The organism is Pseudarthrobacter sp. MDT1-40-2 (assembly GCF_059383595.1).
In genome coordinates this window covers 82,646-103,935 of sequence record NZ_JBWZCL010000006.1, presented here as the reverse complement: position 1 = coordinate 103,935, position 21,290 = coordinate 82,646, and the positions used below count along the sequence as shown (strand labels likewise).

General features: G+C 65.2%; 13 protein-coding genes and 2 tRNA genes. 6 read left to right on the top strand and 9 right to left on the bottom strand.

All coding sequences use genetic code 11. The features are described from left to right. Positions 1 to 202: 202 nt before the first annotated feature. The 5 genes from AC50X5_RS15480 to aztB form a co-directional block, all read right to left on the bottom strand. Positions 203 to 293 (bottom strand) — tRNA-Ser (locus AC50X5_RS15480). A gap of 99 nt (positions 294 to 392) precedes the next feature. Continuing rightward, on the bottom strand, positions 393 to 1,643 hold the full coding sequence (gene aztD, locus AC50X5_RS15475; RefSeq protein ID WP_494976957.1) for a zinc metallochaperone AztD: 1,251 nt from the start codon (positions 1,641 to 1,643) through the stop codon (positions 393 to 395). Continuing rightward, entirely contained in the window at positions 1,640 to 2,527 is an 888-nt protein-coding gene (gene aztC / locus AC50X5_RS15470) for a zinc ABC transporter substrate-binding protein AztC (protein ID WP_494976971.1), read from the bottom strand. Before aztC ends, aztD begins: the two co-directional genes overlap by 4 nt. 103 nt (positions 2,528 to 2,630) lie before the next feature. Beyond that, positions 2,631 to 3,911: a cytochrome D1 domain-containing protein gene (locus tag AC50X5_RS15465; protein ID WP_494976956.1), complete on the bottom strand. Its 1,281-nt coding sequence runs from the start codon at positions 3,909 to 3,911 to the stop codon at positions 2,631 to 2,633. Beyond that, complete coding sequence (gene aztB / locus AC50X5_RS15460; protein ID WP_494976955.1) at positions 3,898 to 4,761, bottom strand: zinc ABC transporter permease AztB; 864 nt, start codon at positions 4,759 to 4,761, stop codon at positions 3,898 to 3,900. Before aztB ends, AC50X5_RS15465 begins: the two co-directional genes overlap by 14 nt. A gap of 54 nt (positions 4,762 to 4,815) precedes the next feature. Between aztB and aztA the strand changes: the two genes are divergently transcribed. Beyond that, on the top strand, positions 4,816 to 5,538 hold the full coding sequence (gene aztA / locus AC50X5_RS15455) for a zinc ABC transporter ATP-binding protein AztA (RefSeq protein WP_494976954.1): 723 nt from the start codon (positions 4,816 to 4,818) through the stop codon (positions 5,536 to 5,538). Between the two features lie 75 nt (positions 5,539 to 5,613). Here the strand turns inward: aztA and AC50X5_RS15450 are convergent, their stop codons facing one another. Further along, positions 5,614 to 7,845 (bottom strand): prolyl oligopeptidase family serine peptidase, encoded by a 2,232-nt coding sequence (locus AC50X5_RS15450; RefSeq protein ID WP_494976953.1) that lies wholly within the window; start codon positions 7,843 to 7,845, stop codon positions 5,614 to 5,616. A gap of 72 nt (positions 7,846 to 7,917) precedes the next feature. On the opposite strand from AC50X5_RS15450, the gene AC50X5_RS15445 reads away from it, so the two are divergent. Beyond that, positions 7,918 to 9,903 carry an FAD/NAD(P)-binding protein gene (locus tag AC50X5_RS15445; protein WP_494976952.1) on the top strand — a complete coding sequence of 662 codons (1,986 nt, stop codon included), beginning with the start codon at positions 7,918 to 7,920 and terminating at the stop codon, positions 9,901 to 9,903. A 61-nt stretch (positions 9,904 to 9,964) separates the two neighbouring features. On the opposite strand, the gene AC50X5_RS15440 is transcribed toward AC50X5_RS15445, so the two are convergent. The 3 genes from AC50X5_RS15440 to AC50X5_RS15430 all read right to left on the bottom strand — a co-directional run bounded on the left by AC50X5_RS15440 (position 9,965) and on the right by AC50X5_RS15430 (position 15,868). Beyond that, positions 9,965 to 14,464, bottom strand: coding sequence for an ExeM/NucH family extracellular endonuclease (locus tag AC50X5_RS15440; RefSeq protein WP_494976951.1), 4,500 nt, complete (start codon positions 14,462 to 14,464; stop codon positions 9,965 to 9,967). 307 nt (positions 14,465 to 14,771) lie between these two features. After that, positions 14,772 to 15,554 (bottom strand): VOC family protein, encoded by a 783-nt coding sequence (locus AC50X5_RS15435; protein WP_494976950.1) that lies wholly within the window; start codon positions 15,552 to 15,554, stop codon positions 14,772 to 14,774. A gap of 226 nt (positions 15,555 to 15,780) precedes the next feature. After that, positions 15,781 to 15,868 (bottom strand) — tRNA-Ser (locus AC50X5_RS15430). Positions 15,869 to 15,973: 105 nt separating this feature from the next. Here AC50X5_RS15430 and AC50X5_RS15425 point away from each other — a divergent pair. The 4 genes from AC50X5_RS15425 to AC50X5_RS15410 all read left to right on the top strand — a co-directional run bounded on the left by AC50X5_RS15425 (position 15,974) and on the right by AC50X5_RS15410 (position 21,278). Further along, a complete protein-coding gene (locus tag AC50X5_RS15425; RefSeq protein WP_494976949.1) occupies positions 15,974 to 16,957 on the top strand; it encodes an NAD(P)H-quinone oxidoreductase in 984 nt (327 codons plus the stop codon). Positions 16,958 to 17,086: 129 nt separating this feature from the next. After that, positions 17,087 to 17,692 carry a PadR family transcriptional regulator gene (locus AC50X5_RS15420; protein WP_494976948.1) on the top strand — a complete coding sequence of 202 codons (606 nt, stop codon included), beginning with the start codon at positions 17,087 to 17,089 and terminating at the stop codon, positions 17,690 to 17,692. After that, positions 17,689 to 18,426, top strand: a complete 738-nt coding sequence (locus AC50X5_RS15415) for an ABC transporter ATP-binding protein (protein WP_494976947.1) — start codon at positions 17,689 to 17,691, stop codon at positions 18,424 to 18,426. Before AC50X5_RS15420 ends, AC50X5_RS15415 begins: the two co-directional genes overlap by 4 nt. Continuing rightward, entirely contained in the window at positions 18,426 to 21,278 is a 2,853-nt protein-coding gene (locus AC50X5_RS15410) for an ABC transporter permease family protein (RefSeq protein ID WP_494976946.1), read from the top strand. The genes AC50X5_RS15415 and AC50X5_RS15410 overlap by 1 nt, the downstream gene beginning before the upstream one ends. Positions 21,279 to 21,290: the final 12 nt, after the last annotated feature.

Sequence of the window (21,290 nt, the reverse complement as noted above, 5' to 3'; positions counted from 1 at the left end):
GACTGCCCGGACTGCCTGGGTTGCTTTGCGTGCTGGCCATTGAACCATCCTGCCACCGGCGGCGGCTCCCACGGGCGTCTGTGACCTGCAAAAGAGAGTGACTGCTACCCCGCTTTCGCGGATTCGGGCCGTTCTGCTCCCGATACAGGAAAACAGCCCTGCAAACCAGAACACCCCCGGTCCAGGGACCGGGGGTGTTCGTTGGCGGAGACGGGGGGATTTGAACCCCCGGTGGAGTTTTGCCCCACACTTCATTAGCAGTGAAGCCCATTCGGCCGCTCTGGCACGTCTCCAATTGCTGTTCCTAGCCCACCAAGAATACGCAGAACGGGGCAGGCAGCGCAAAACGAGCCATTTTGCCGCCGAAGGTCCGCATCCAGGGCGGGCCCAGGTCAGCCGTTGACGACGGTGATCTCGTTGGGGATGCCGGGCAGCTCTTCGGATGTGGTGACCTTGCCGGAGGCGAGATCAACAGCATGGAGCAACTTCTTGGCCGGCTCCGTGATGTAGGCGGTACCGTCAAGGACTGACAGGGCCGGGTGCGGGTCCTGCCACTTGGCCGGTCCTTCCCAGGCGCCGATGACGGGCACGGAGGCGGTGATGTTACCGGTTGCCGCGTCGAGGGTATGCAGCGAGCCGTCGGTGCCCAGCAGCAGGATCTCACCGGCGGGTCCGCGGGCAACATCCCGCCACGTGTATTCGATCCCGTTCGGCAGTTCGATGACCTTCATGGTTTTGGTTGTGGTGTCGATGAGGGCCAGTTCGTGGAGGAGCGAGCCTTCCGAATCAGGATCGGAGTTGTAGTCGCCCACGGCCAGGGTGCTGTCCTCGGTAACGTAGGCGTTGCCCATCCGGCCGTACTCGTCCGGTGCGGTGATCTTGGTGATGGTGCCGGCGTCGTAGACCAGAACGCCGTTGCTGCAGCCAAACAGCACTACCTCGTTGGCCGCAGTGCCTTCTCCGTGGATGGACGGGCATTCGTCGTTCCGGGCGATTTCCTTGCGGTCGGCATCCAGGACGCGGATTCCGGAACGGCTTTGGGAGTTGCCCACTGTGGTCAGCAGGGTGTTGTCCTCCAGCACGATCGAGACGCCGTGATGGGCTTCGTCGCCGGGGATGACTTCGGTCTTAGGCAGGCTGGTGCCGGAGTTCAGGAGGTCGTCGGTCTCGAAGATCGTGGTGTCGCTGGTGCCGTCCGCGTAAAGGACGGTCTTGCCGCCGTGCCGCACAACGTGGCCGGCCTTCTCTGCCTTGAAAATGAGGTCGGTCAGCTTCGGTGTGGCCATATCCAGGACCTGGAAGCCCGCGGTGGTGGTGACCAGGGCGTGGCGGCCGTCGCCGGCGGAGTTGAGGCGGTTGAAGCCTTCGAGGGGCAGGTCCCCGTCAAGCTTCAGCGATTCTCCGTCCAGGACGGCGATTCCGCCGTCGTACGTAAGTGCCACCCGGGGGCCCGTGGTGGCCGGGGTGGTGGCGGCGTCGGAAGTATCTGCCGCCGGAACTGCAGCGGATCCGCAAGCTGAGATCAACAGTACGGAGGCGGAGACAGCGGCAGCCAAGCCCAGGCGCCGGAAGCTGGGGCGCTTGGGGCTGAGTGGGAGTGATGGAGCGTGCTTCATGGGTTCCTTCTGGTTGGGGCCGCTCATGGCGAGAGGCCTGTGGCGATGCGCTCCGTGTTGGTGCGCATCATGGTGAGGTACGACTCAGCGCCCTCACCGGGGGCTGTGAGTGATTCGGTGAAAAGTTCGACGACGGTGACGTCCAGGTTTGCCCCGTCCGCCAGGGCCTGGACCAGACGGTCAGGTTGGGACGCTTCGGCGAAGATCGTGGACACGTTGGCTTCCTCGATGGCGCTGACCAGGTCCCTTAGGTCCGAGGCGCTGGGGGAGGCCAACGTCGTTCCGCCGGGGATGACCGCTCCAATGATCCGGAAGTCGAAGCGGCTGGCGAGGTAGCCGAACACGTGGTGATTGGTGACCAGGTTCCGTTGCTCCGCAGGGATGGCGGCAAAGGACGAGGACATGTATTCGTCCAGTTCCGCCAGCTCACTGCGGTAGTTGTTTGCGCTGGCGGCGAGCGCGGCCGCGTCGACGCCGCTGAGGCCAGCCACGCGCGCTTCCAGGCCATCAACCACCTCCACCACCTTCTGCGGGTCCATCCAGAAGTGGGGATCGGCCGCACCGCTCGCGTTCCCGGCTCCGTTGTCTTCGCTGTAGTCCAGGGCCTCGATGACGTCGCCGGCAACAAAGATCGGCACGTCGTCGGCCTGGGCACTGTCGACGTGCTGCTGGAGCCCTTCCTCCAGGCCCAGGCCGTTGGTGACGATCAGGTCGGCCGAGCGCATCATGGCCGCCTCCTGAGCGGAGATCGCGAACGAGTGCGGGTCCGCGTTGGGCTGCATCAGGGTCACCACCTCGGCCTGGCCGCCAACTACGTTGTGCACCACGTCGCCCAGGATGTTCGTGGTCACCACAATGACGGGCCGGTCCGACTGCTGCTGTGAGCAGCCGGCGGCCGCGATGGCGGTCATCGCCGTGGCAACGAGTACGACGGCGGCACGCACCAGGGCAAGAGGCTTGCGTCGCGTGCGGGGCTGGCTTTCCAGGAACCGGCGCGTTCGGAGTTTCATCGGGCTACCGTCCCGTCACTGCGAGGAACGCGGGGACGGCAGGCGTGTCGAACGTGCGGGCGAGGCGGCCGCCGTCGGCGAAGTCGATTTCGTACAGCTTCCGTTCGGCCGGGGCGTTGAGGTAGGCCCGTTGCTGATCGGCGATGAGTTCCACGCCGGGCAGCCGGTCAGGATCGGTGAGGGTCTCCGGAAGGAGTGGTTCCGTAACTGCGAGGGTGGCCCCGGTTTCGGCCGAGAGCACCAGTACCTTGCCCTCGGCGGACAGCGCCACGACGTGGCCTTCCTTGTCATCGACGGCGGAGACCTGCAGCAGCGGCACCTCGGTCTTCAGCAGCTGCCAGGACCGTTTGCGGGTATCCAGGAGCCAGGCGCCCTCCGTCCCGGCGACGGCGGCGACGGTGGGCCGGCTCTCCCGTGCCCGGAACTGCATGGCCCTGGACTCCGAAGCGCTCCCGGTGGCTGCACCGTCCGGATAGGGGATGTGTTCGAGGTCGACGGCCCCGTCCTTGACGGTTGCAAGCAGGGCTCCGTCGGCACAGCCGATCACCGCGCCAACAGACGTGGTGATAGTTCCGCGCGCATCAGCACACGGCGCCCCGGCCCCATCCACCAGGGCGCCGCTGGCATCGTGGACCTGAACGCGGCCGGCGGTGCCATCAGCACCCGGCGCGGTAGCCAAAGCGAAGGTGCCCAGTGGCGTCACCAGGCCCTCGTGGGGCTCGCCGGCCATTTTGGTGGCCCGGCCTATTTCGCCCTTGGCAAGGGAGTCGTTGTCCAGCAGCAGGCCTTCACCGGTTTCCGGAAAGAAGACGCCGGTTCTGGCGGATCCGGGTGTGACAACCGCAGGGCCCTTGCCTTCCACGGTCCCCACCAGCCTTGGGGAGGAACGGTAGTAGTGGAAATGGTCCTCGTGGTCCCAGGTCCAGGTGCCACTGTCCAGGATGGTGACGGTGCCCTGCTCCGTGGAGGAGGCGAAAATGTACCGGCCGTCGGTGGTGACGGCATCCGCATCGGGCAGGGAACCGACTTCCCTGATGGATTCATCAGCAAGGTCAAGCATGCTGGCCGTGCCCTCGGGATCGAGAGTGAGCAGATGCAGCTGAGGTTCGGCTACTTCGCTGGCCCCCGCGATGGTGCCGTGCCCGTCTCCGGTGGTGCCCGCGTCGGAGGTTGCAGTGCTGGGCGGCCCGGCGTCGGGGGAGCCCGCCCCCGCCGGCGCGGAGCACGCGGCGAGGGTTAGAGCCAGGAAGGCGACGGAAAGACTGAGGGTTTTACGCGTATGCACGAACTGCTTTCTGGGTTGTGGGTTCTATCTGCCGAAACGGTTGGGTGGCGGCCCGGACCAGGCTGGACAGTGCTGCCGAGGTGACGGCGGTCAAGGCAATGGACGCTCCTGCAGCCGTGCCGAAGTACCAGGAAATGAGGAGGCCGACCAAAATGGATGCAGCACCGAAGGCCGCTGCCAACCCCATGGTGGCGGGGATGCGACGGGTCCAGGCAGCGGCGGCAACCGCCGGGGCCAGCAGGAGGCCGAGCACCAGGAGTGCCCCCACGGCCTGGTAGGAACTTACGACGGCGAGTGTCACCAGCCCCACCAGCAGCACCTGGGCGAGCCGGGGCCTTAGCCCCATCACCTGGGCAACCCGCGCATCGAAGGCCAGGGCCACAAACGACCGGTGGAACACCAGGGCTATGAGCAGGGTGGCCGGTAGTGCCCAGGCGAGCAGGAGGAGTTCGTCGTTTCCGATCGCCAGGATGTCGCCGAAGAGGATGGCGGTGGCATCGGTGGCGAAGCTGCGCGAGTGCGAGATGATGATCACGCCCGCGGCCAGCATGCCGACGAAGAACAGGCCGATGCCGGTGTCGTGGGAAAGCCGGCCGCGGCGGGCCAGCAAGCTCACGCCCAGGCTCATCACGATGGCACTTCCCGCCGCCCCCAAAACGACGGGAAGGCCTGTCATGGTTGCCAGGGCAACACCGGGCAACATGCCGTGAGCCATTGCCTCGCCCAAAAATGCCATTCCGCGGATCACAACCCACGTCCCAACCACAGCGCAGATTCCGGCACACAGGACTCCGCCTATGAGGGCGTTGAGCATAAAAGCCGAGGAGAAGGGTTCAAGGAGGAAGGTCACAATGGATCATCCTAGACATTAATGAGACTCGTTCTCAAATGCTAGGATCATGGCATGCTTCTTCTTTCACCTTCCGGACGTGTAACCCCTGCCCGCGGGAACGCGGCTGCCCTAGCGGATAGCAGGGGGCCGGGTGCCCCGGTGCCCGCGGATCTTGTCCTGGATGACGTGTGGCTGGACCACCAGGGTGTGGACGCGCTCTGTGGCGTGTCGCTGCGCGTGGAGGCCAACACCATTACGGCCGTGGCCGGTCCCAATGGCTCCGGCAAGTCCACGCTGCTGGAAGTGATGGCGGGATTGCTGCGCCCCCGGCGTGGAACAGTGGACCTGCCGCCGGGGGGCACTACCGCCCTGGTGGTGCAGCGCAGCGCCGTCTCTGACAGGATGCCGCTCACCGTCCGGGACGTCGTCACCATGGGCCGCTGGACGCAGGCAGGACTGTGGCGGCCGTTGCGTGCCGAAGACCGGCAGATCATCGACGAGTGCATTGAGCGCGTTGGCCTTGCCGGCTACGGGAACCGCCCGCTGCATACCCTTTCCGGCGGGCAGCGGCAGCGCACTTTCCTCGGCCAGGGGCTGGCGCAGCAGGCGGACCTCCTCCTGCTCGATGAACCCACGGCAGGGCTCGACGCCGAGTCCCAGGACCGGATCGCGGCCATCCTCCTTGCCGAAAAAGCCAGGGGTACCACGATCGTCTGCGTCTCCCACGATGAGGCGGCCCTGGGGCAGGCCGACTCCGTGATCAGGCTGGATGCCGGGCGGCTGGTTACCGTGTGAGCCCGCCGCCCAACTAGGTAGCGCTATCTGTCGTTTTGAGCGCTCATAACGACAGATAGCGCTACTTACTTGGTCCTACGGGCGGCCGGCCAGCGTCCGCCACAGGAAGTGCTGGCTCCTGGCCTGCAGTGCGGCGGCCTGCCGATTGTCTGAAGCGCCGGCGTGTCCGCCTTCCAGGGCCTCGTGGAACCAGACATTCGGAATGCCCATCGCCTGCATGCGGGCAGCCATCTTCCGGGCCTGCACCGGGCCGACGCGGTCGTCAGAAGTAGCCGTCCAGATAAAGGTTTCCGGGTACTCCACGCCGTCCTTGAGCAGGTGGTACGGCGAGAACGTGCTGATGAACTCCCACTGCTCTGCCACGTCCGGATCGCCATACTCGGCCATCCAGGAGAACCCGGCGGAAAGCTTGGTGTAGCGGCGCATGTCCAGCAGCGGAACACCGCAGGATACGGCGCCGAAAAGCTCCGGGTACTGCGTGAGCATGTTGCCCACCAGGAGGCCGCCGTTGGAGCCGCCCACGCAACCCAGCCGCTGAGGCGAGGTGACGCCGCGCCGGATCAGGTCCCGGGCCACCGCTGCGAAATCTTCGTAAGCGCGGGGACGCTTCTCCTGCAGTGCGGCGCGGTGCCAGGACGGTCCGTATTCACCGCCGCCTCTGATGTTGGCAACGACATAGACCCCGCCGCGGGAGTGCCGGGTGGACTGCGTCCCGGCAGTGCCCTCCAGGTCTACGGGCTCGGTACGGCGCTCCAGCCAGGCCCGGCCGATGACTCCGCTGTATGCGGGAGTGCGGGAAATCTCGAAGCCGCCGTAGCCGGACAGTTGGGTGGGGTTCTGGCCGTCCAGCACCAGGTCCCGTGATGCCACCTGGAAGTACGGCACGCGGGTGCCGTCCGCGGAAACGGCGAAGTGCTGCTGGACCTCATAATCGGCTTCATTGAAGAACGACGGCGAAGTTTTCACCACCGCATGGCTGCTGGTCACGCCGGAACCGGTATCGGAGCCTGAAGCAGAGCCAGTAGCGGCATCAGGAGAAAGTGTGCCACGCATCAGAGTGCTGGGCGTGGTGAAACCGGTAGCCACCAGCCAGAAGTCGTCTCCCGCGCCGCTCTCATCCTCGTCGTCCACGGCATAGGCGTTGACGTCGTGCAGGGGAGGGCAGGCATCCAGCAGCGATGACGCCCAGCCGGCGGCTGGGTCCAGGACCCGGATTTCGGAGGAGACATCGCGGAGCAGATTCAGCAGCAGGTAGCTCCGGGTCCAGCTCCAGGACTGCAGCGAGGTGGCCGCATCGGGGGTGAACAGCACGGTGAGTTCGCGGCTGCCCGCCAGATACAGCTCGAAGTCGGCTGCCAGCAGTGAACCGGCAGGATACGTCAAGGACCCCACTTCCCAGTCACCCTGGGGGCGGAAGAGCAGCCAGTCCCGGTGGGCGCTGACATCCACGTCGGTGGGGACGTCGATGCCAACCCACTCCTCGCCACGCAGCACGGCAGTGGTGCGGTTGAAGAAGTCGAGGCAGTCCACCGCGAAGGTCCGTTCAAAGCCGGGCGTGGAGTCGTGGGCCACCATGCCCACCATGTGGTCCTCGGGTACCTCGAAGATCCGCGGTGCGGTGGCCAAGGCCTCGCCGCGGGCCAGCGCCACAGTAGTCCGGGCATAGGAGGACGTAGTACTGGGCAGTCCCTCAGCCGTGGTGGAAACCAGGAGCGTGTCTGCGTCCAGCCAGGAGATGTTGCCCTTGGCGGTGGGGATGTCAAAGCCGCCGGCCTCGGGATCTACAAAGCTGCGGGTGGCGACGTCGAACTCGCGGTAGCGGTGGGCGTCACCGCCGTCGGGCGAGAGGGCCAGCATCGCGTTCCGGTGGGGTGCGTGGCCGGCGGGCTGAAGGAACGTGGCTCCGTGGAAAACCCATTCCACGCCCTCTGCGGCGGCCAGGGCATCGACGTCGAGCAGTACATCCCATTCGGGCTCATCGGTGACGTAACTGTCCCAGCTGGTGCGGCGCCACAGGCCCTTGGGGTGCTCGCGGTCCTTCCAGAAGTTGTAGTAGTGATCGCCGCGCTTGCCTACCATGGCGATCCGGTCCGTGGAGTCCAGGACCGCCAGGATCTCGCTCTCCAGGCCTGCGTAATCGGCGTCTTCCAGCAGTTCCTCGGTGCGGGCATTCTGCTCGCGGACCCAGGCCAGCGGTTCCTCGCCGTAGATTTCCTCCAGCCAGATGTTCTCGTCGAGGGGCTCCGGGGCCGTCACGGGGGATGTCCCCTGACCAGTGGGAGTGGAATGAGCAGCAGTGGTGGTCATCCTCCATCAGAACAACACTTACCAGCCAAGAGCAAGTCAAGCCCGGCCCGCCGGGCGGATACGCTGGTAGCCGTGGAAAATTCGCAGAGCATCAGGACGGCCGTCATCGGGGCGGGTCCCCGTGGCACCAGCGTCCTGGAGCGGCTGCTGGCCAACCGCGCGGCGCAAGCCGCTGCGCTGCCTGCTGCTGCCGGCGCCGGCGGCTTGCTGCCGAAGCTGCACATCGACGTCGTAGATCCCTATCCCGCAGGTCCCGGCCACGTGTGGCAACCGGAGCAGTCGCGACTGTTCCTCATGAACACGCAGTCGTTCTACCCCACGCTCATCCCGGAGGATCCGGAGCTCGCAGCACCGGTGGCGGGCACCACCTTTAACCGCTGGCGTGCGGCCGCTAAGGCCAATCACGAAGCGGACCCCTCGCTCACCGCCGCCGAACGCGAGGAACTCGCGGGCCTCGAATCCACCGATTTTCCCAGTCGCGCACTGTACGGCCGCTACCTGCAGCGCACCCTGGCGGACCTGCTCCGGCACCTGCCGGACGGTGTCACAGTTGACTTCCACCGGCAGTCTGCTGTCGCCGTCCGTCCCCGGCAGGACGGGGAATTCGACGTCGAACTCGACGGCGGCGGAACCCTGACCGCCGGTTCCGTGGTCCTCGCCCTGGGCCATGTTGAGTCCCAGCTGAACCCGGAACAGCGTAGCCTGCAGCAGGCAGCAGCAGACCTGGGACTGCAGTATTTCCCGCCTGCTGTACCTGCCGACGTCGACTGGTCAGCGGTGCCTGCCGGCGAGCCGCTGCTGGTGCGCGGTATGGGATTGAACTTCTTCGACGCGATGGTCCAGCTGACCATCGGCCGGGGCGGCAGATTTGTGGGCAGTGGCAGCGCCATGGAGTACCGGCCCTCGGGGGACGAACCGCGCATGATTGCGGCCTCCCGCCGCGGCACGCCGTACCGGGCCAAGGCAACGTTGCAGGGCTACTATCCGGAGTCCGTGACGTTGCGCTATCTCACCTCCCAGGCTCTGGAGCGGTTGGTAGTGGCCGGTATCCGCCCGGGCTTCGACCACGACCTCTGGCCGCTGCTGCACCGCGACGCCATTTGGGCCTACTACTCAACGCTGGTGCGTACGCAACAGGCCGCAGTCACCGAACCGGCAGCCTTCCTGGACGGACTCGCCGAGGCACTCCGGCCGCATTCGCATTCCGTAGCGAAGTGGGAGGACGCTGTCGAATCCGTGCTGGCCGTCCATGTCCCGCCGGAGCATCGCCTGGACCTTCGAGGTCTGGCCGCGCCGTTGGCAGGCCGGCAATTCGCGTCCCGTGCCGAACTGGACGCCGCGGTCACTGAATACCTGCTGGACGATGCCTTCCGCTCCGCCCGCGGCGAGGACGATCCGGTCAAGATGGCCATTGGCGCGCTGCACCACGGCCGGGCGGTGCTGAAATCAGCAGTGGCCGACGGCGGCATCACCGAAGCTTCCTGGGTATCCGGATTGCGTGGCTGGTTCGAGTCGTTTGTCGAGGGCCTGGCCAGTGGCCCGCCGGCCCTCCGCGTGGAACAGTTGGCTGCCCTGGCGCGGGCCGGCGTCGTAACTTTTGTGGGCCCCGACCCCAAGTTCAGCGTGGACCGGCGCTCCGGCATGTTCCAGGCGTCCTCGCCCTGGGTGGCTTCGCCGCCTGTGCGGGCGCGAACGCTGGTGGAGGCCCTTGCCCCGGCGAACCGGATTGCGGTTAACGCGTCCCCGCTGCTCCGGCAACTGCTGGATGACGGGCTGGTCCGCTCGCGGATGCTGATGACCCCTGAAGGGATCCCGGCCCAGTCCAGTGGCATGGACGTGGCCCCGCATTCGTACCGTCCGGTGCGCGCCGACGGTTCGGTTACGAATGGGCTGTACGTCCTTGGCCTGCAACTGTCCGCGAACCAGTGGGGCACGGCCATCGCCGCAGAAGCCATTCCGACGCACGGTCCGGTTTACTCAAGCGGCCAGCGCACCCTCCGGGATGCTGACGAAATCGCCCTGGCCGTGTTGTCCGGTTTTGCCGGCACCGCGGCTTAAAAAGGACTGCCCTCCCGGTTCGTGACCGGAAGGGCAGTTCCTTCAGTGCTGATCGTGCTGGCTAGCCCTTAGGTCCCTTGGGTTCCTTGGGTTCCTTCGGCTCCTTGGGCTTCTTCGGCTTTTTCGGATCCTTGGAATCGGCAACAGTCACCGCGGTTTTCACCACCGTGCCGGATTCGACGGCGGTGAGCACCAAGGTGCCCGTGCCGGCTGCCGCTGCGGCCGGTACCGCAAGGTTCACGGTGGCTGCGCCGCCGGAAACCGGTACGGATCCGAGCTGCGTGACGGTTCCGGCGGCATCGGTGAAGGTTGCTGTCAGGGAGGTATTCACCGGGCTGCCGAGTGAGGTCAGATCCAGTTTGGAAACCACCAGGGTCATGGCCTCGCCCGGTTTGACCTCTGCCGCGGTGGTGTTGACCACGGAGATAGAGCGTCGGGCGAAATCAGGCGACAGCGGGCTGTTTGCCTTCAGGTAGCTGATCCACGCGTCACGGTCCACCAGGCCGGAATCCCGCGTGTCCGTGCCTTGGGTGAAGATCCGGAAGTTGTCGCCGCCGGTGGCCAGGAAGCTGAACGTGCCCACCCGGTACAGCCTGGCGGGATCGATCAGTTCACCGTTGACCCGGATGGACGTGATCCGGTCACCTGCGGCGCGCGCGGCGTCGTAGGTGTAGTTCACGTTCTTGGACAGTCCCAGCTGCTGGTAGGCGCGGCTGGGCACCGTGCCGTCCGGGTTGGTCTGCCACTGCTGCTCCAGCATGGTCTTGACCTGTGCGCCGGTCAGTGAGGTAGTCCAGAGGTTGTTCACGAACGGGAGCACCGCATTTGCTTCGGCGTAGGTGATGGAACCGTCCGGTGCGTACAGCAGTTCGCTGCGGAGCCCGCCGGGGTTCACGACGCCGATTTCCGCGCCACCCAAGGTGACCGGTTTTAGGGTTTCCACCAGGGCATCGGCTACCAGGTTGCCCAGGGTGGACTCGCTGGAACGGTCATCGCGCTTGGGAAGCCCGGTGGCAGGGTCAACCGTAAAGGCCGTGGTGATGTCCTTGGTGACCGAGCCGATCTTCTCGTTGCCCACTATTGCAGCTGCATCCAGGGCCTTTTTGACGATGTCCGCCACCACCGCAACACGGGGATAGGCGGCTATGAGGTCTGCTTCCAGGTCCTTGGTGCGCTGAACGTTGCCGGCGGTGTAGGCCGTCACTTCCTTTGTGGCGGTGTCTACGGTGAGCCGGATCTGGCCGATGTTCTCGCCGTAGTTACCGGTCTGGACGATGGGCCGGGTCTTGCCTTCGACGCCCGGAACCGGTGCGTCCCAGACGTATTCCTTATGAGTGTGGCCGGTGAAGATCGCGTCCACGTCGGCGGTGGTCTCGGTGACCAGCTTCGCGAACGCTCCGCCGGCGGCCACTTCCTCCTCCAACGTGGCACCTTCCGGGGTACCGGCGCCGGCGCCGTCGTGGTTTTCCACCACAATGACGTCTGCGAGGTTCTCCGTGGTGATTTTGGCGGCCACCCGGTTGATGGCGTCCACCGGATCACCGAACTCCAGGTCCGCCACTCCGGCAGGGGTTACCAGGGACGGTACCTCTTCGGTGACGGTGCCGATCACTGCCACCCTGATGCCGTTGATGTCCAGGACGGTGTACTCCTGCAGGGCAGGCGTGGTGGTGCCCCTGGTGTAGACGTTTGCTCCAAGGTAGGGGAACTTGGCGTTGGTGCCGCCAGCAATCACGCGGTCCTGCAGGTCCGCGAAGCCGCCGTCGAATTCGTGGTTGCCCACGGCGGAAGCCCGCAACTCCAACGCGTTCAGCACATCGATGGTGGGTTGGTCCCGGGCCACCGCCGAGGCGAACAGCGATGCCCCGATGTTGTCGCCGGCAGACAGGAGGGCGGTGGCGCCGGGGGCTGCGGCGGCGCGGAGCTTCTCGATGGTGCCTGCGAACAGCGTGGTGTTCGCATCGATCCGGCCGTGGAAATCGTTGATGTTCAGCAGGTTTACTTCAACGCTGGCCGGGGTGGCTGGGAGGTCCAGGCCAACAACTACGGGATCGTGGTCGCTGGCACGGAACTGGTCTGCCGAGTAGTAGTTGGTGATGTTGTTGTTGTAACGGCTGTATTCCAGCGCCACTGATTCAACGGAGTTGATGTTCCAGATGTCGGCGCCGGTCACATGCGCGTCAGCAGCCGGGGAAGCCAGGATATGGTCCAGCGAGCCCACCAGGCCGCCGAAGAGGTAGGAGTGCTTGGCGGAACCATCGGCGTTGCGCGCTTTTTCGTCCTGGTTGACGTAGCCGGCGGAGGCGAAGACATTCATCGGATCCTCCTTGGCGTAGGCGTTGAAATCGCCGATGAGGAACACCTTATCGATGCCCTTGCTTGCCTGGAGGTCATTGGCGAAGCCCAGAAGGGACTGTGCCTGGGCTGTACGGGCCAGGTTGGAAGCGCCCTGCCCCTTGTCCGTGTCCTCCGGAGTAGCGGCGGAACCCTTGGACTTAAAGTGGTTGGCGATCGCGATGAAGCTCTTGTCTTCGGCTGCGCCCACCGGCTTGAACACCTGGGCCAGCGGCTTGCGGGCGTTGGAGAATGCCACGGTGTCGTTGTGGATGATGGACTCGCCCACGGTCTCCACCACCGCTGACTTGTAAATGAAGGCGTTACGGATGACGTCCTCATCGGTCAGCGGCGGGGCGTTTGCCGGGGAAGCGGCAAAGCTCCAGACGCCGGGGGCTGCCACGTTGAGGGCCTCCACCAGGTTGGACAGCGCGTAGTCACGGTTTTTGCCGAAGTGCGCCGAGTTTTCGATTTCCATCAAGGTGATGACGTCGGCGTTGGACTTGGTGATGGCGTCGACGATCTTGGCCTGCTGCCGCTCGAAGCTCTCGGCGTTCGCAGCGCCGCGTGCGTCGCAGCCGCCCCGGACAGTGATGGGGTTGCCGGCGCGGTCGGTGTAGAACTGGCAGCCGGAAAGTTGATCGCCGGTGGTGGGGAAGTAGTTCAGCACGTTGAAGGAAGCCAGCTTGATGTTGCCTCCCACTTCTGCCGGGGCCTCGGTGCGGGTAGCGCCGAAGCTGGCAGGCTGGACGGTTTCCTTGTTAGCCGGCGTCAGGTGCGTCAGCGGCTGGAACTTCCAGGAATTGTTGGCGTAGCCGAGCACCACGTTGGTGGTGAAGGTGACGGGCGAACCCACCCGGACGGGATCCGTGGTGGTCAGATAGGGCAGGACCTCGGCCTTGGTGGAGGCGTCCCGAAGGAAGTTGGTGCTGGAGCCATCGTCCAGCTTGATGCCGCGGGCGGCATTCTCCGCAACGGTGGCTGTGTACTCCGCCGAACCGTAGGGCGCCACGGCGGTGGGCTGGACCAGCGGGGAGGTTCCGCCGGCCAGGCCGATCTCGCCGTACTGGTTCAGGGAGTAGTTGTCCGTAACCGTCACCGGGCCCTGTGGTGCAAGGAGCATCGCTTCGAGGGTCTCGCGGACGGTCTCGGCGGCAGGCAGGGTGAAGTTGGTGGCTTTCACCTCGGGGGCGGCTTCGGCGAGTTTGCTCACACCGGCTGCGCTGGTGACGCTGACCTGGGTCATGCCGAAGTGCTCGGACACTGAGCCGGTGACCTGTACATAGTCACCGATCTGCACAGAGGCGGCAGTGCTGGGGGAGTACACGAACACTGCGTCGGAGGCCGTACGCGCAGCAGGGTCCTCGTCGCCGCCGGTGCCGGGGGTCTGGATGTAGTAGCCGGCAAAGCCGCCGGTGGGGAACGCGGCAGTGACCTTGCCCCGGGTGATGACGCTGGTGCCCGCCAGCGGGCTGACTGGTCCGGTTCCCTGGATCTCCGCGATGGTCTTTGTGGTGGCGCCGGGGTCCGGTTGGGGTTCAGGCTCGGGAACCGGGCTGGTGCCGCCGCCGGTGCCCGTGGGTGAGATGGTAGCGCTGAGTGCGAAGTCGGCGAGGTTGTTGTTGCTGTCCGCCTCGCTGGTCCGGTTCAGGCTCTTGACGTCGGTGTTGCTGGCAGGTGCGGCAGCGGGTTGCGTCTCAAACGTGTTTGAGGTGCCGTAACCGAGGAGGTCTGCTACGTTCGCCGGTTCGATGACGGATCCGGCAGGCAATCCGGACAGCGCAGTCGCCTGCCTGGCCAGGATGATGGTCCCGGTGGTGCCGCTGGGGCTGAAGCCGGTGGCGGTTGCGTCTGCGGCTGGAAGTTCGGCGCCCGCGGGGGTGGTTCCGCCGTTGCCAGCGCCCTTGAACAGGTAGTAACCCTTGGCCGGGATAGTGCCGGTCAGCGCTGCTACCCCCGTGGGGGCGGCAGTCCCAGTGGCCGACCGGTACTGGAGGGACCAGCCGTCCAATGACACGGCGGCGTCCGAGGAGTTGTACAGCTCCACGAATTTGTTCTTATAGGCCGCGCCGGCGCTGCCTCCGCTGAGGTAGGCCTCGTTGATGACAACAGGCGAGGTACCTGCGGCAGGCTCCACAGCCATCGCGGGCACCGCGCCCAGTGGCGCTGCGATGAGACCCGCAGACAGTGCTGTGCCCAGCGCCAGTTTCAAAGGTGAATAACGCATTTGCTCCGACTTTCATTGAGGTATCCCGGTGGGGAAGTGACGGAAAGCGTCCGGGGATTGCGGCGAGAGGCGGCCCGGAGTTTACTTTTGGTCAAGTAATGTCCGGGTCATCACAGCAGCCTTGAATGAACGCAAGGTTGACGGCACATACATTGGATAAAACGTTTCCCTGCAGGAGTCTGCCACCGCGAACAGGACAAAGCTACCCGTCGGTATCTTTTGCCCAGGCGACCGGCAGGTATGTCATTGAACTAACTACGCGGCGGAAACAGGATCGTTTCCTTGGGGGCTGGCCCTGCCCGGCGGGCTATTCGGGAAAAATCTCCCCAACGATTTTGAACATGGCTCCGGTGGGATCGTTGAGCGAGGCAACGCGTCCGTGCGGAGTATCCTCCGGTCCGTCCAGCAGGGTTGCACCCATCAACAGGGCGCGCTCCAGGCTGGCGTCGGTGCTGTCCACTGCGAAGTAGACCGCCCAGTGCGATGGGATCTCCACGGGAAGGTAACCGGAGGCGTCAATGACGCCGGCCTGGGCGCTGTCATCCTTGCCCAAGGTCGTGTACCGGAACTCCGGGGAGTTGCTCAAAACATCCGTTTCCCAGGCGAAGACATCCTCGTAGAACTTGACGGCGGCGTCGTAGTCCTTGCTGTGGAGTTCATGCCAGGCCGGCGCTCCGGGTTCGGCGGCAACACCGTAGCCCGCCATGCCCCTTGACTCCCAAATGCCAACGGCCGCACCGCTGGGGTCAGCCACGAACCCCATGACGCCCTGCCCGGGAACCTCCATCGGCTCCATATAGACCTGGCCGCCATGGGCTGGAACGGCGGCGGACGTTGCGGCCGCGTCCTCGGACAAAAGGTAGGTGGACCACATGTCCGGCAGGCTGAACTGGTCCTCCTGCTTCTGCATGATGCCGGCCACGTTCCGGCCGTCCTTGGTGGCTGTGATGTAGCCGCCGTACATCTCCTGGTCGCCGTCCTGGAACTCCCAGCCGAACAGCCCGCTGTAGAACTCGCGTGACTTGTCGGTGTCAGAGGTCATGAGGTCGATCCAGCAGGGTGAGCCCGGCTTGAGGTGGGGAGTAGGCATAGGAAGCTCCTGTTCGGGGCGGCGCGTGCCGCTGTCTATGATCCGGTGGAACAGCACTAAACCTATGTGGGGGGTCTGACACTTTCAATAGTTCCGCAGGTCAGGGAGGAATTGGGCGGTCTGGCGCAGGACTGGAAGGCCGAATGGGAAAGGATACGAAAGGGGCCGGGCCCGCCAATCTTTCGATCAGCGGGACCGGCCCCTGCTGCGCTAAGTATGCGCTCCGCGGAAGGTAAGAGATTCGAACTCTTGGTACGGGGTTACCGCACACTGGTTTTCAAGACCAGCTCCTTCGGCCGCTCGGACAACCTTCCTCGCCTAGTAGTGTTTCATAGGCACTCGGCAGTCACAAAAAAGCGGCGGACCAAACGCCGGGGCACACTAGTTTGGTACGCCAGTTCGGAAAGCGGGAGTCGTCCATGAAAGCTGTTTACATTTCACGTCCCGGAGGTCCGGAAGTCCTTGAGGTCCGCGAGGTCCCGGCTCCGGTGCCCGGCCACGGCGAGGTGCTGATCGACGTCGTGGCTGCAGGACTGAACCGTGCGGACGTGCAGCAGCGCCGCGGACATTACCCGCCGCCGCCCGGTGCTTCGGAAGTTCCCGGCCTGGAGGTTTCGGGGCGGATTGCCGGCTTTGGACCGGATGTGAACAAGCCGTTCTCGATGGGGGACAAGGTGGTGGCCCTGCTGGCGGGCGGCGGCTACGCGCAGCAGGTGGCCGTTGCTGCGGAGCAGGTGCTTCGGATTCCCGACGGCGTAGACCTGGTCACTGCCGCATCGTTGCCTGAGGTTGCGGCCACTGTCTACTCGAACCTGATCATGACGGCACAGCTCCAGCCCGGCGAAACCGTGTTGATCCACGGCGCTACCGGCGGCATCGGCACCATGGCGATCCAGCTGGCCAAGGCGTGGGGTGCGCAGGTGGCTGCCACAGCCGGGAGTGACGAGAAGGTGAGCACCGCGAAGGCGTTCCTTGGTGCGGACATTGGCATCAACTACAAGGATGAGGACTTCCCGGAGAGCCTGCGGGCACAGAACGGCGGCAAGGGCGCTGACGTGATCCTCGACGTCGTGGGTGCCAAGTACCTCGCCCAGAACGTGGACGCGCTCGCGGAGTACGGGCGGTTGGTGGTGATCGGTCTGCAGGGCGGCGCCAAGGGTGAGCTGGATCTTGGCCAGCTGCTGCGGAAGCGGGCGGCTGTGATTGCTACGGCGTTGCGTCCCCGCCCGGTGCAGGAAAAGGGCGTGATCATGAACGCGGTTCGCGAATCGGTCTGGCCCCTGGTTGCCGATGGCCGCATTCGTCCGCTGGTGGACAGGACCTTTCCGCTGGATCAGGTGCGGGCCGCCCATGGGTATTTCGACGACGGAGACCACGTGGGCAAGATCCTGCTGGTGATGTAACCCGCCCCCGCTCGATAAATACTGAGTATTGCGTAGTCCCCGTTTTCCCGCTAGCTTGGATCCATACGCGGTATGTATGGATCATTGGGGGTCCCTGCAACCCGTGTTTCGCCTGCCGCTAGGAGCTTCATGTCCATCCGTCACAGCCTGCTTGCCCTGCTGCAGGATCAGCCCCGTTACGGCTACCAGCTGCGGGTCGAGTTCGAGTCCCGCACCGGCGCCACCTGGCCGCTGAATATCGGGCAGGTCTACACCACATTGGACCGCCTGGAGCGGGATGGGCTGGTGCGCAATGACGGCGGCGACGGCGAAGGCCACGTCATCTACAGCATCACTCCTGCGGGCAGCCTGGCCGTCCGCAGCTGGTTTGACGCCCCGGTGGAGCGGAACAATCCACCGCGCAACGAGCTGGCCATCAAGTTGGCGCTTGCCGTCACACTGCCGGGGGTAGATGTGGCGGCCATCATCCAGGCCCAGCGCGTCGCCTCGATCCGGGCGCTGCAGGACTACACCAAGGCCCGCCGGGATACCGCAGCCAACCAGCGGCCTGCAGACACCGCTTGGCTGCTGGTGCTGGATTCGTTGATTTTCCAAACTGAAGCGGAGGTTCGCTGGTTGGATCTCTGTGAGGCCCGGATGGTCCAGCAGGCGCAAACAGCCAAAGGCCAGGCTCCACGCCGCCAGTCCACCGGGGTCACATCGGAAGAGGTTCGCCACGCGGAAGCACGCCGGTGAGCGTCCAGCGCGGCCAGCAGGTGCTGGAACTCGCCAAGGTCTGCAGGACTTTCGGGGAAGGCGCGACGTCGGTCGCAGCACTTCGCGACATTGACCTCACCATTGACACGGGAGAGTTCGTCGCGGTCATGGGCCCTTCCGGCTCCGGTAAGTCCTCCCTCCTGGCGCTGTCCGGCGGGCTGGACCAGCCGACGTCGGGCGGAATTTTTGTGGAGTCAACCCCGCTGGCGGATCTGGGGCTGAACGAGCTGGCCAGGCTCCGGCGCCGGGCGGTTGGCTACGTCTTCCAGGACTTCAACCTGGTTCCCACACTCACCGCGGCTGAGAATGTCGCGCTCCCCCTGGAACTCGATGGAGCGCCCAGCCGGGAGGCTTACCGGCAGGCCCGCGATGCCCTGGAACTGGTGGGCATCCCTGAACTGGGCAACCGTTTTATGGACGAGATGTCCGGCGGCCAGCAGCAGCGTGTTGCCATCGCCCGGGCCATCATCGGCGAGCGCCGCCTGATCCTGGCCGATGAACCCACCGGTGCCCTCGATTCCACCACCGGCCAAGGCGTGATGGAGGTGCTGAGGTCCCGGGCGGATGCCGGCGCCGCCGTCATGCTGGTCACGCACGAGGCCCGCCATGCGGCCTGGGCCGACCGCGTGGTGTTTATCCGGGACGGCCGGATCGTGGACCAGGCAGCCGCGATGCACGATCCGGCCATGCTCCTGGCGCAGGCCGGGCTTTAGTGCCCCTTGACCTGACGCCGGCTCCCCGCGGCCGGCGTCGTAGCTTCAGTGTGGCCATGCGGATTGCCCGGCGGGACATCCGCCGGCACCGTGGCCGCTCTCTGCTGATCGTGCTGCTCATCATGCTTCCGGTGGCCGGGATGACCGGCGCCCTCACGCTGGTGCAGAGTTCCATGCAGACCCCTGCCGAACGGGTGGAACACGAGTTGGGGCAGGCCCAGGCCCGGTACCAGGCGTTCTCCAGCGGCAACGCCACGTTCGTTCAGGATCCTGTCAATGAAACGCTGATCGCCTCGAACAACGGCGAGTGGGATCCCGATTTTGCAGGAGCTGACCCCCGGGACATCCTCCCCGCCGGATTCAGCATCCTGACGGAGAGCGCCTTCGACGTCAGGGTGAAACACGGGCAGATCGACGTTCCGGTGATGGGCAATGAGGTGGAAGCGCTGAATCCGGCGTTTGCCGGCAAGTTCTCCCTGTTACAGGGCAGGGCGCCGGTTGCAGCTGGTGAGGCGCTGGTTTCCCCTGGCCTGCTGCAACGATTCGACCTGAAGTTGGATGACAGATTTACGACGTCGGCAGGAACCTTCGTCGCCGTCGGTACCGTACGGGACGCCGCGCTTTCGGACCGGAACACTGTTTTGTACTTGTTGCCCGGGCAGGTGGACCGGGAGCCTGACGAACAACTTTCTGCTGATGTGAGGCCCCCTCAAGGCGGTGCCCAGTACTATCTTGTGGGCCCGCGGCCGGTCATCTGGGAACAGGTGCGGGCGGCCAACACTGTGGGCGTCGCGGTCCTTTCCCGGCACGTGGCACTCAACCCGCCACCCATGGACCAACGAAGCGTTGACGGAACGCCGCCGGAGGATGTTTCCGACGTGCCATTTGGCGCCTATCTGACGGCAGGTTACATCGGCGCCCTGGCACTGCTGGAAGTCGGGCTGCTGGCTGGGGCCGCGTTCGCCGTCGGGGCCAAGCGTCAGGTCCGCGAGCTGGCGCTTCTGGCGGCTTCCGGTGCCGAGGCACCAACGGTTCGGGCCGTGGTGATGGCAGCCGGACTATGGCTGGGCGGCCTGGCAGTTGCAGGCGGGGCCGTCGTCGGACTGACGGGGGCGGCCGGCGTCGTCTTCGTTGCCCAGGCAATAGGCTCCGCGCGTTTCCCCGGCTACCACCCCGACTCCCTGCTTACCGTTGGCGCCATGGGGATGGGCCTGATCGCTTGCCTGCTGTCTGCCTATGCGCCTGCCCGGCAGATATCGCACCAGGCGGCCCTGGGCGCACTCAAGTCCGGAAGGGCGCCGTCGTCCTTCCCGAGGCGCAGCGCCATGGTTGGTGCCGGAATCCTGGTCCTCGGTATCGGACTGCTGATGGCGGGCGCGACGTATGCCGTGAGCACGGATCATCCCGATGTGCTGGCCGAACGGGTGCCGCTGATTTCCGTCCTATTGGTCAGCGGCGCCGTATTGGCCGTTGTGAGCCTGCTGTTGCTGACAGGTCCGGGAGTATTGTTGATGGCCCGAAAGTCCGGATTCCTGCCGCTGGCTGTCCGGATGGCCTGCCGCGATGCCGCGAGAAACCTGGGCCGGACAGTGCCCGCCGTCGCAGCGGTTCTTGCGGCTGCCACGCTCGCCAGTGCCGGCATGGTCGCCGCTGCCACTGAGAACGAGAGGTCGTTCCGGAATAGTTCCAACCCGCTGTTGGTAAACCAGGCGCAGCTATGGCTTGGCCCGTCCGGCGCCGGCCGGGCAGTGAGTACCGAGGATCCGAAAGCGATCGAGACGGCGCTCAGGAGAACTGCAGATTCCTTGTCTTGGACTCAGGTACTGACGTACCCCCGATCTATTGAAGAATGCCAGGGAGGACCCCTCGCCGAGATGGACGAACCGGCCCGTACCTTAACCACCAATTGTCTCCAGTACGTTCTGGCTGTTCCAGTCGGCAATGAGTGCATCTTCACTGAACAGGGTCGCATCCGGTATCCCGACGACTGGCGCTGTTCTGGCCCCATGGTGCCTTATGGCGGGGGAATGCACTCGATGTTGGTGGGCGGAGCAGATGTGATCCGGGCAACCTTCGGCAGGGAAGCGTCGGAGGAAGCAGTAAACATTCTTGATGCTGGCGGCATAGTTGTCACCAACCCTGTATTCGTCAAGGGCGGCTCGGCAGTGCTCCAGGTGCAGGATCTGCGGCGGCCAAAAGAGACCACTTCTCCTGCCAATAGCTATGAGGTGATCTCCTCCACTGAACTTCCAGCTGTGCTTCTCGAACCTGTCACTGATGTCCGAATTTATGGAGTGGTCTCGCAGGCGACGGCAGAGCGCCTGGGCATGGAGCCTGAGGCAGGCACGCTGAGATTGCAGTTCAACTCCTTCCCCTCCGACGCTGAGATGGACGCACTTCGCACTGAGATAACAGCGCTTTTTGGTGACTCGCAAGGGTTCTACGTTCAGCCGGCTGGCACTGAAGACCGCGTCCTGCTTATCTGGGGAATCGTGGGCCTCGCCGCACTCATCACCCTCAGCGCAGCAGGCATCACCACAGGCTTGTCGCTGGCCGACGCCCGGACTGACCATATGACCCTGGCCGGGGTGGGTGCCTCTCCTGGGCTCAGGAAAGCGCTCGCGGGCTCGCAGGCGCTGTTGACCGTCGCCGTGGGGACCATCCTTGGCTGTGTGGCGGGCGTCATTCCGATGCTTCTCATCATGTACGCCACCGAAATGAAGCCCTATACGACAGTGCCCTGGTTGCATCTGGCGGCGCTGGTGGTTGTTGTCCCGCTGGCCGCAGCCGCCTTGGCCTGGCTGTTCACCCGTGCCCGGCTGCCCATGTCCCGTCGCGCCATGGGCAGTTGAGCTCCCACATTG

Bases quoted from the DNA above. Each gene is read 5' to 3' on its own strand.
- aztD (WP_494976957.1), bottom strand. From the start codon at position 1,643: ATGAGCGGCCCCAACCAGAAGGAACCCATGAAGCACGCTCCATCACTC.
- aztC (WP_494976971.1), bottom strand. From the start codon at position 2,527: ATGACCGCCATCGCGGCCGCCGGCTGCTCACAGCAGCAGTCGGACCGG.
- aztA (WP_494976954.1), top strand. From the start codon at position 4,816: ATGCTTCTTCTTTCACCTTCCGGACGTGTAACCCCTGCCCGCGGGAAC.
- AC50X5_RS15450 (WP_494976953.1), bottom strand. From the start codon at position 7,845: ATGACCACCACTGCTGCTCATTCCACTCCCACTGGTCAGGGGACATCC.
- AC50X5_RS15440 (WP_494976951.1), bottom strand. From the start codon at position 14,464: ATGCGTTATTCACCTTTGAAACTGGCGCTGGGCACAGCACTGTCTGCG.
- AC50X5_RS15435 (WP_494976950.1), bottom strand. From the start codon at position 15,554: ATGCCTACTCCCCACCTCAAGCCGGGCTCACCCTGCTGGATCGACCTC.
- AC50X5_RS15425 (WP_494976949.1), top strand. From the start codon at position 15,974: ATGAAAGCTGTTTACATTTCACGTCCCGGAGGTCCGGAAGTCCTTGAG.
- AC50X5_RS15420 (WP_494976948.1), top strand. From the start codon at position 17,087: ATGTCCATCCGTCACAGCCTGCTTGCCCTGCTGCAGGATCAGCCCCGT.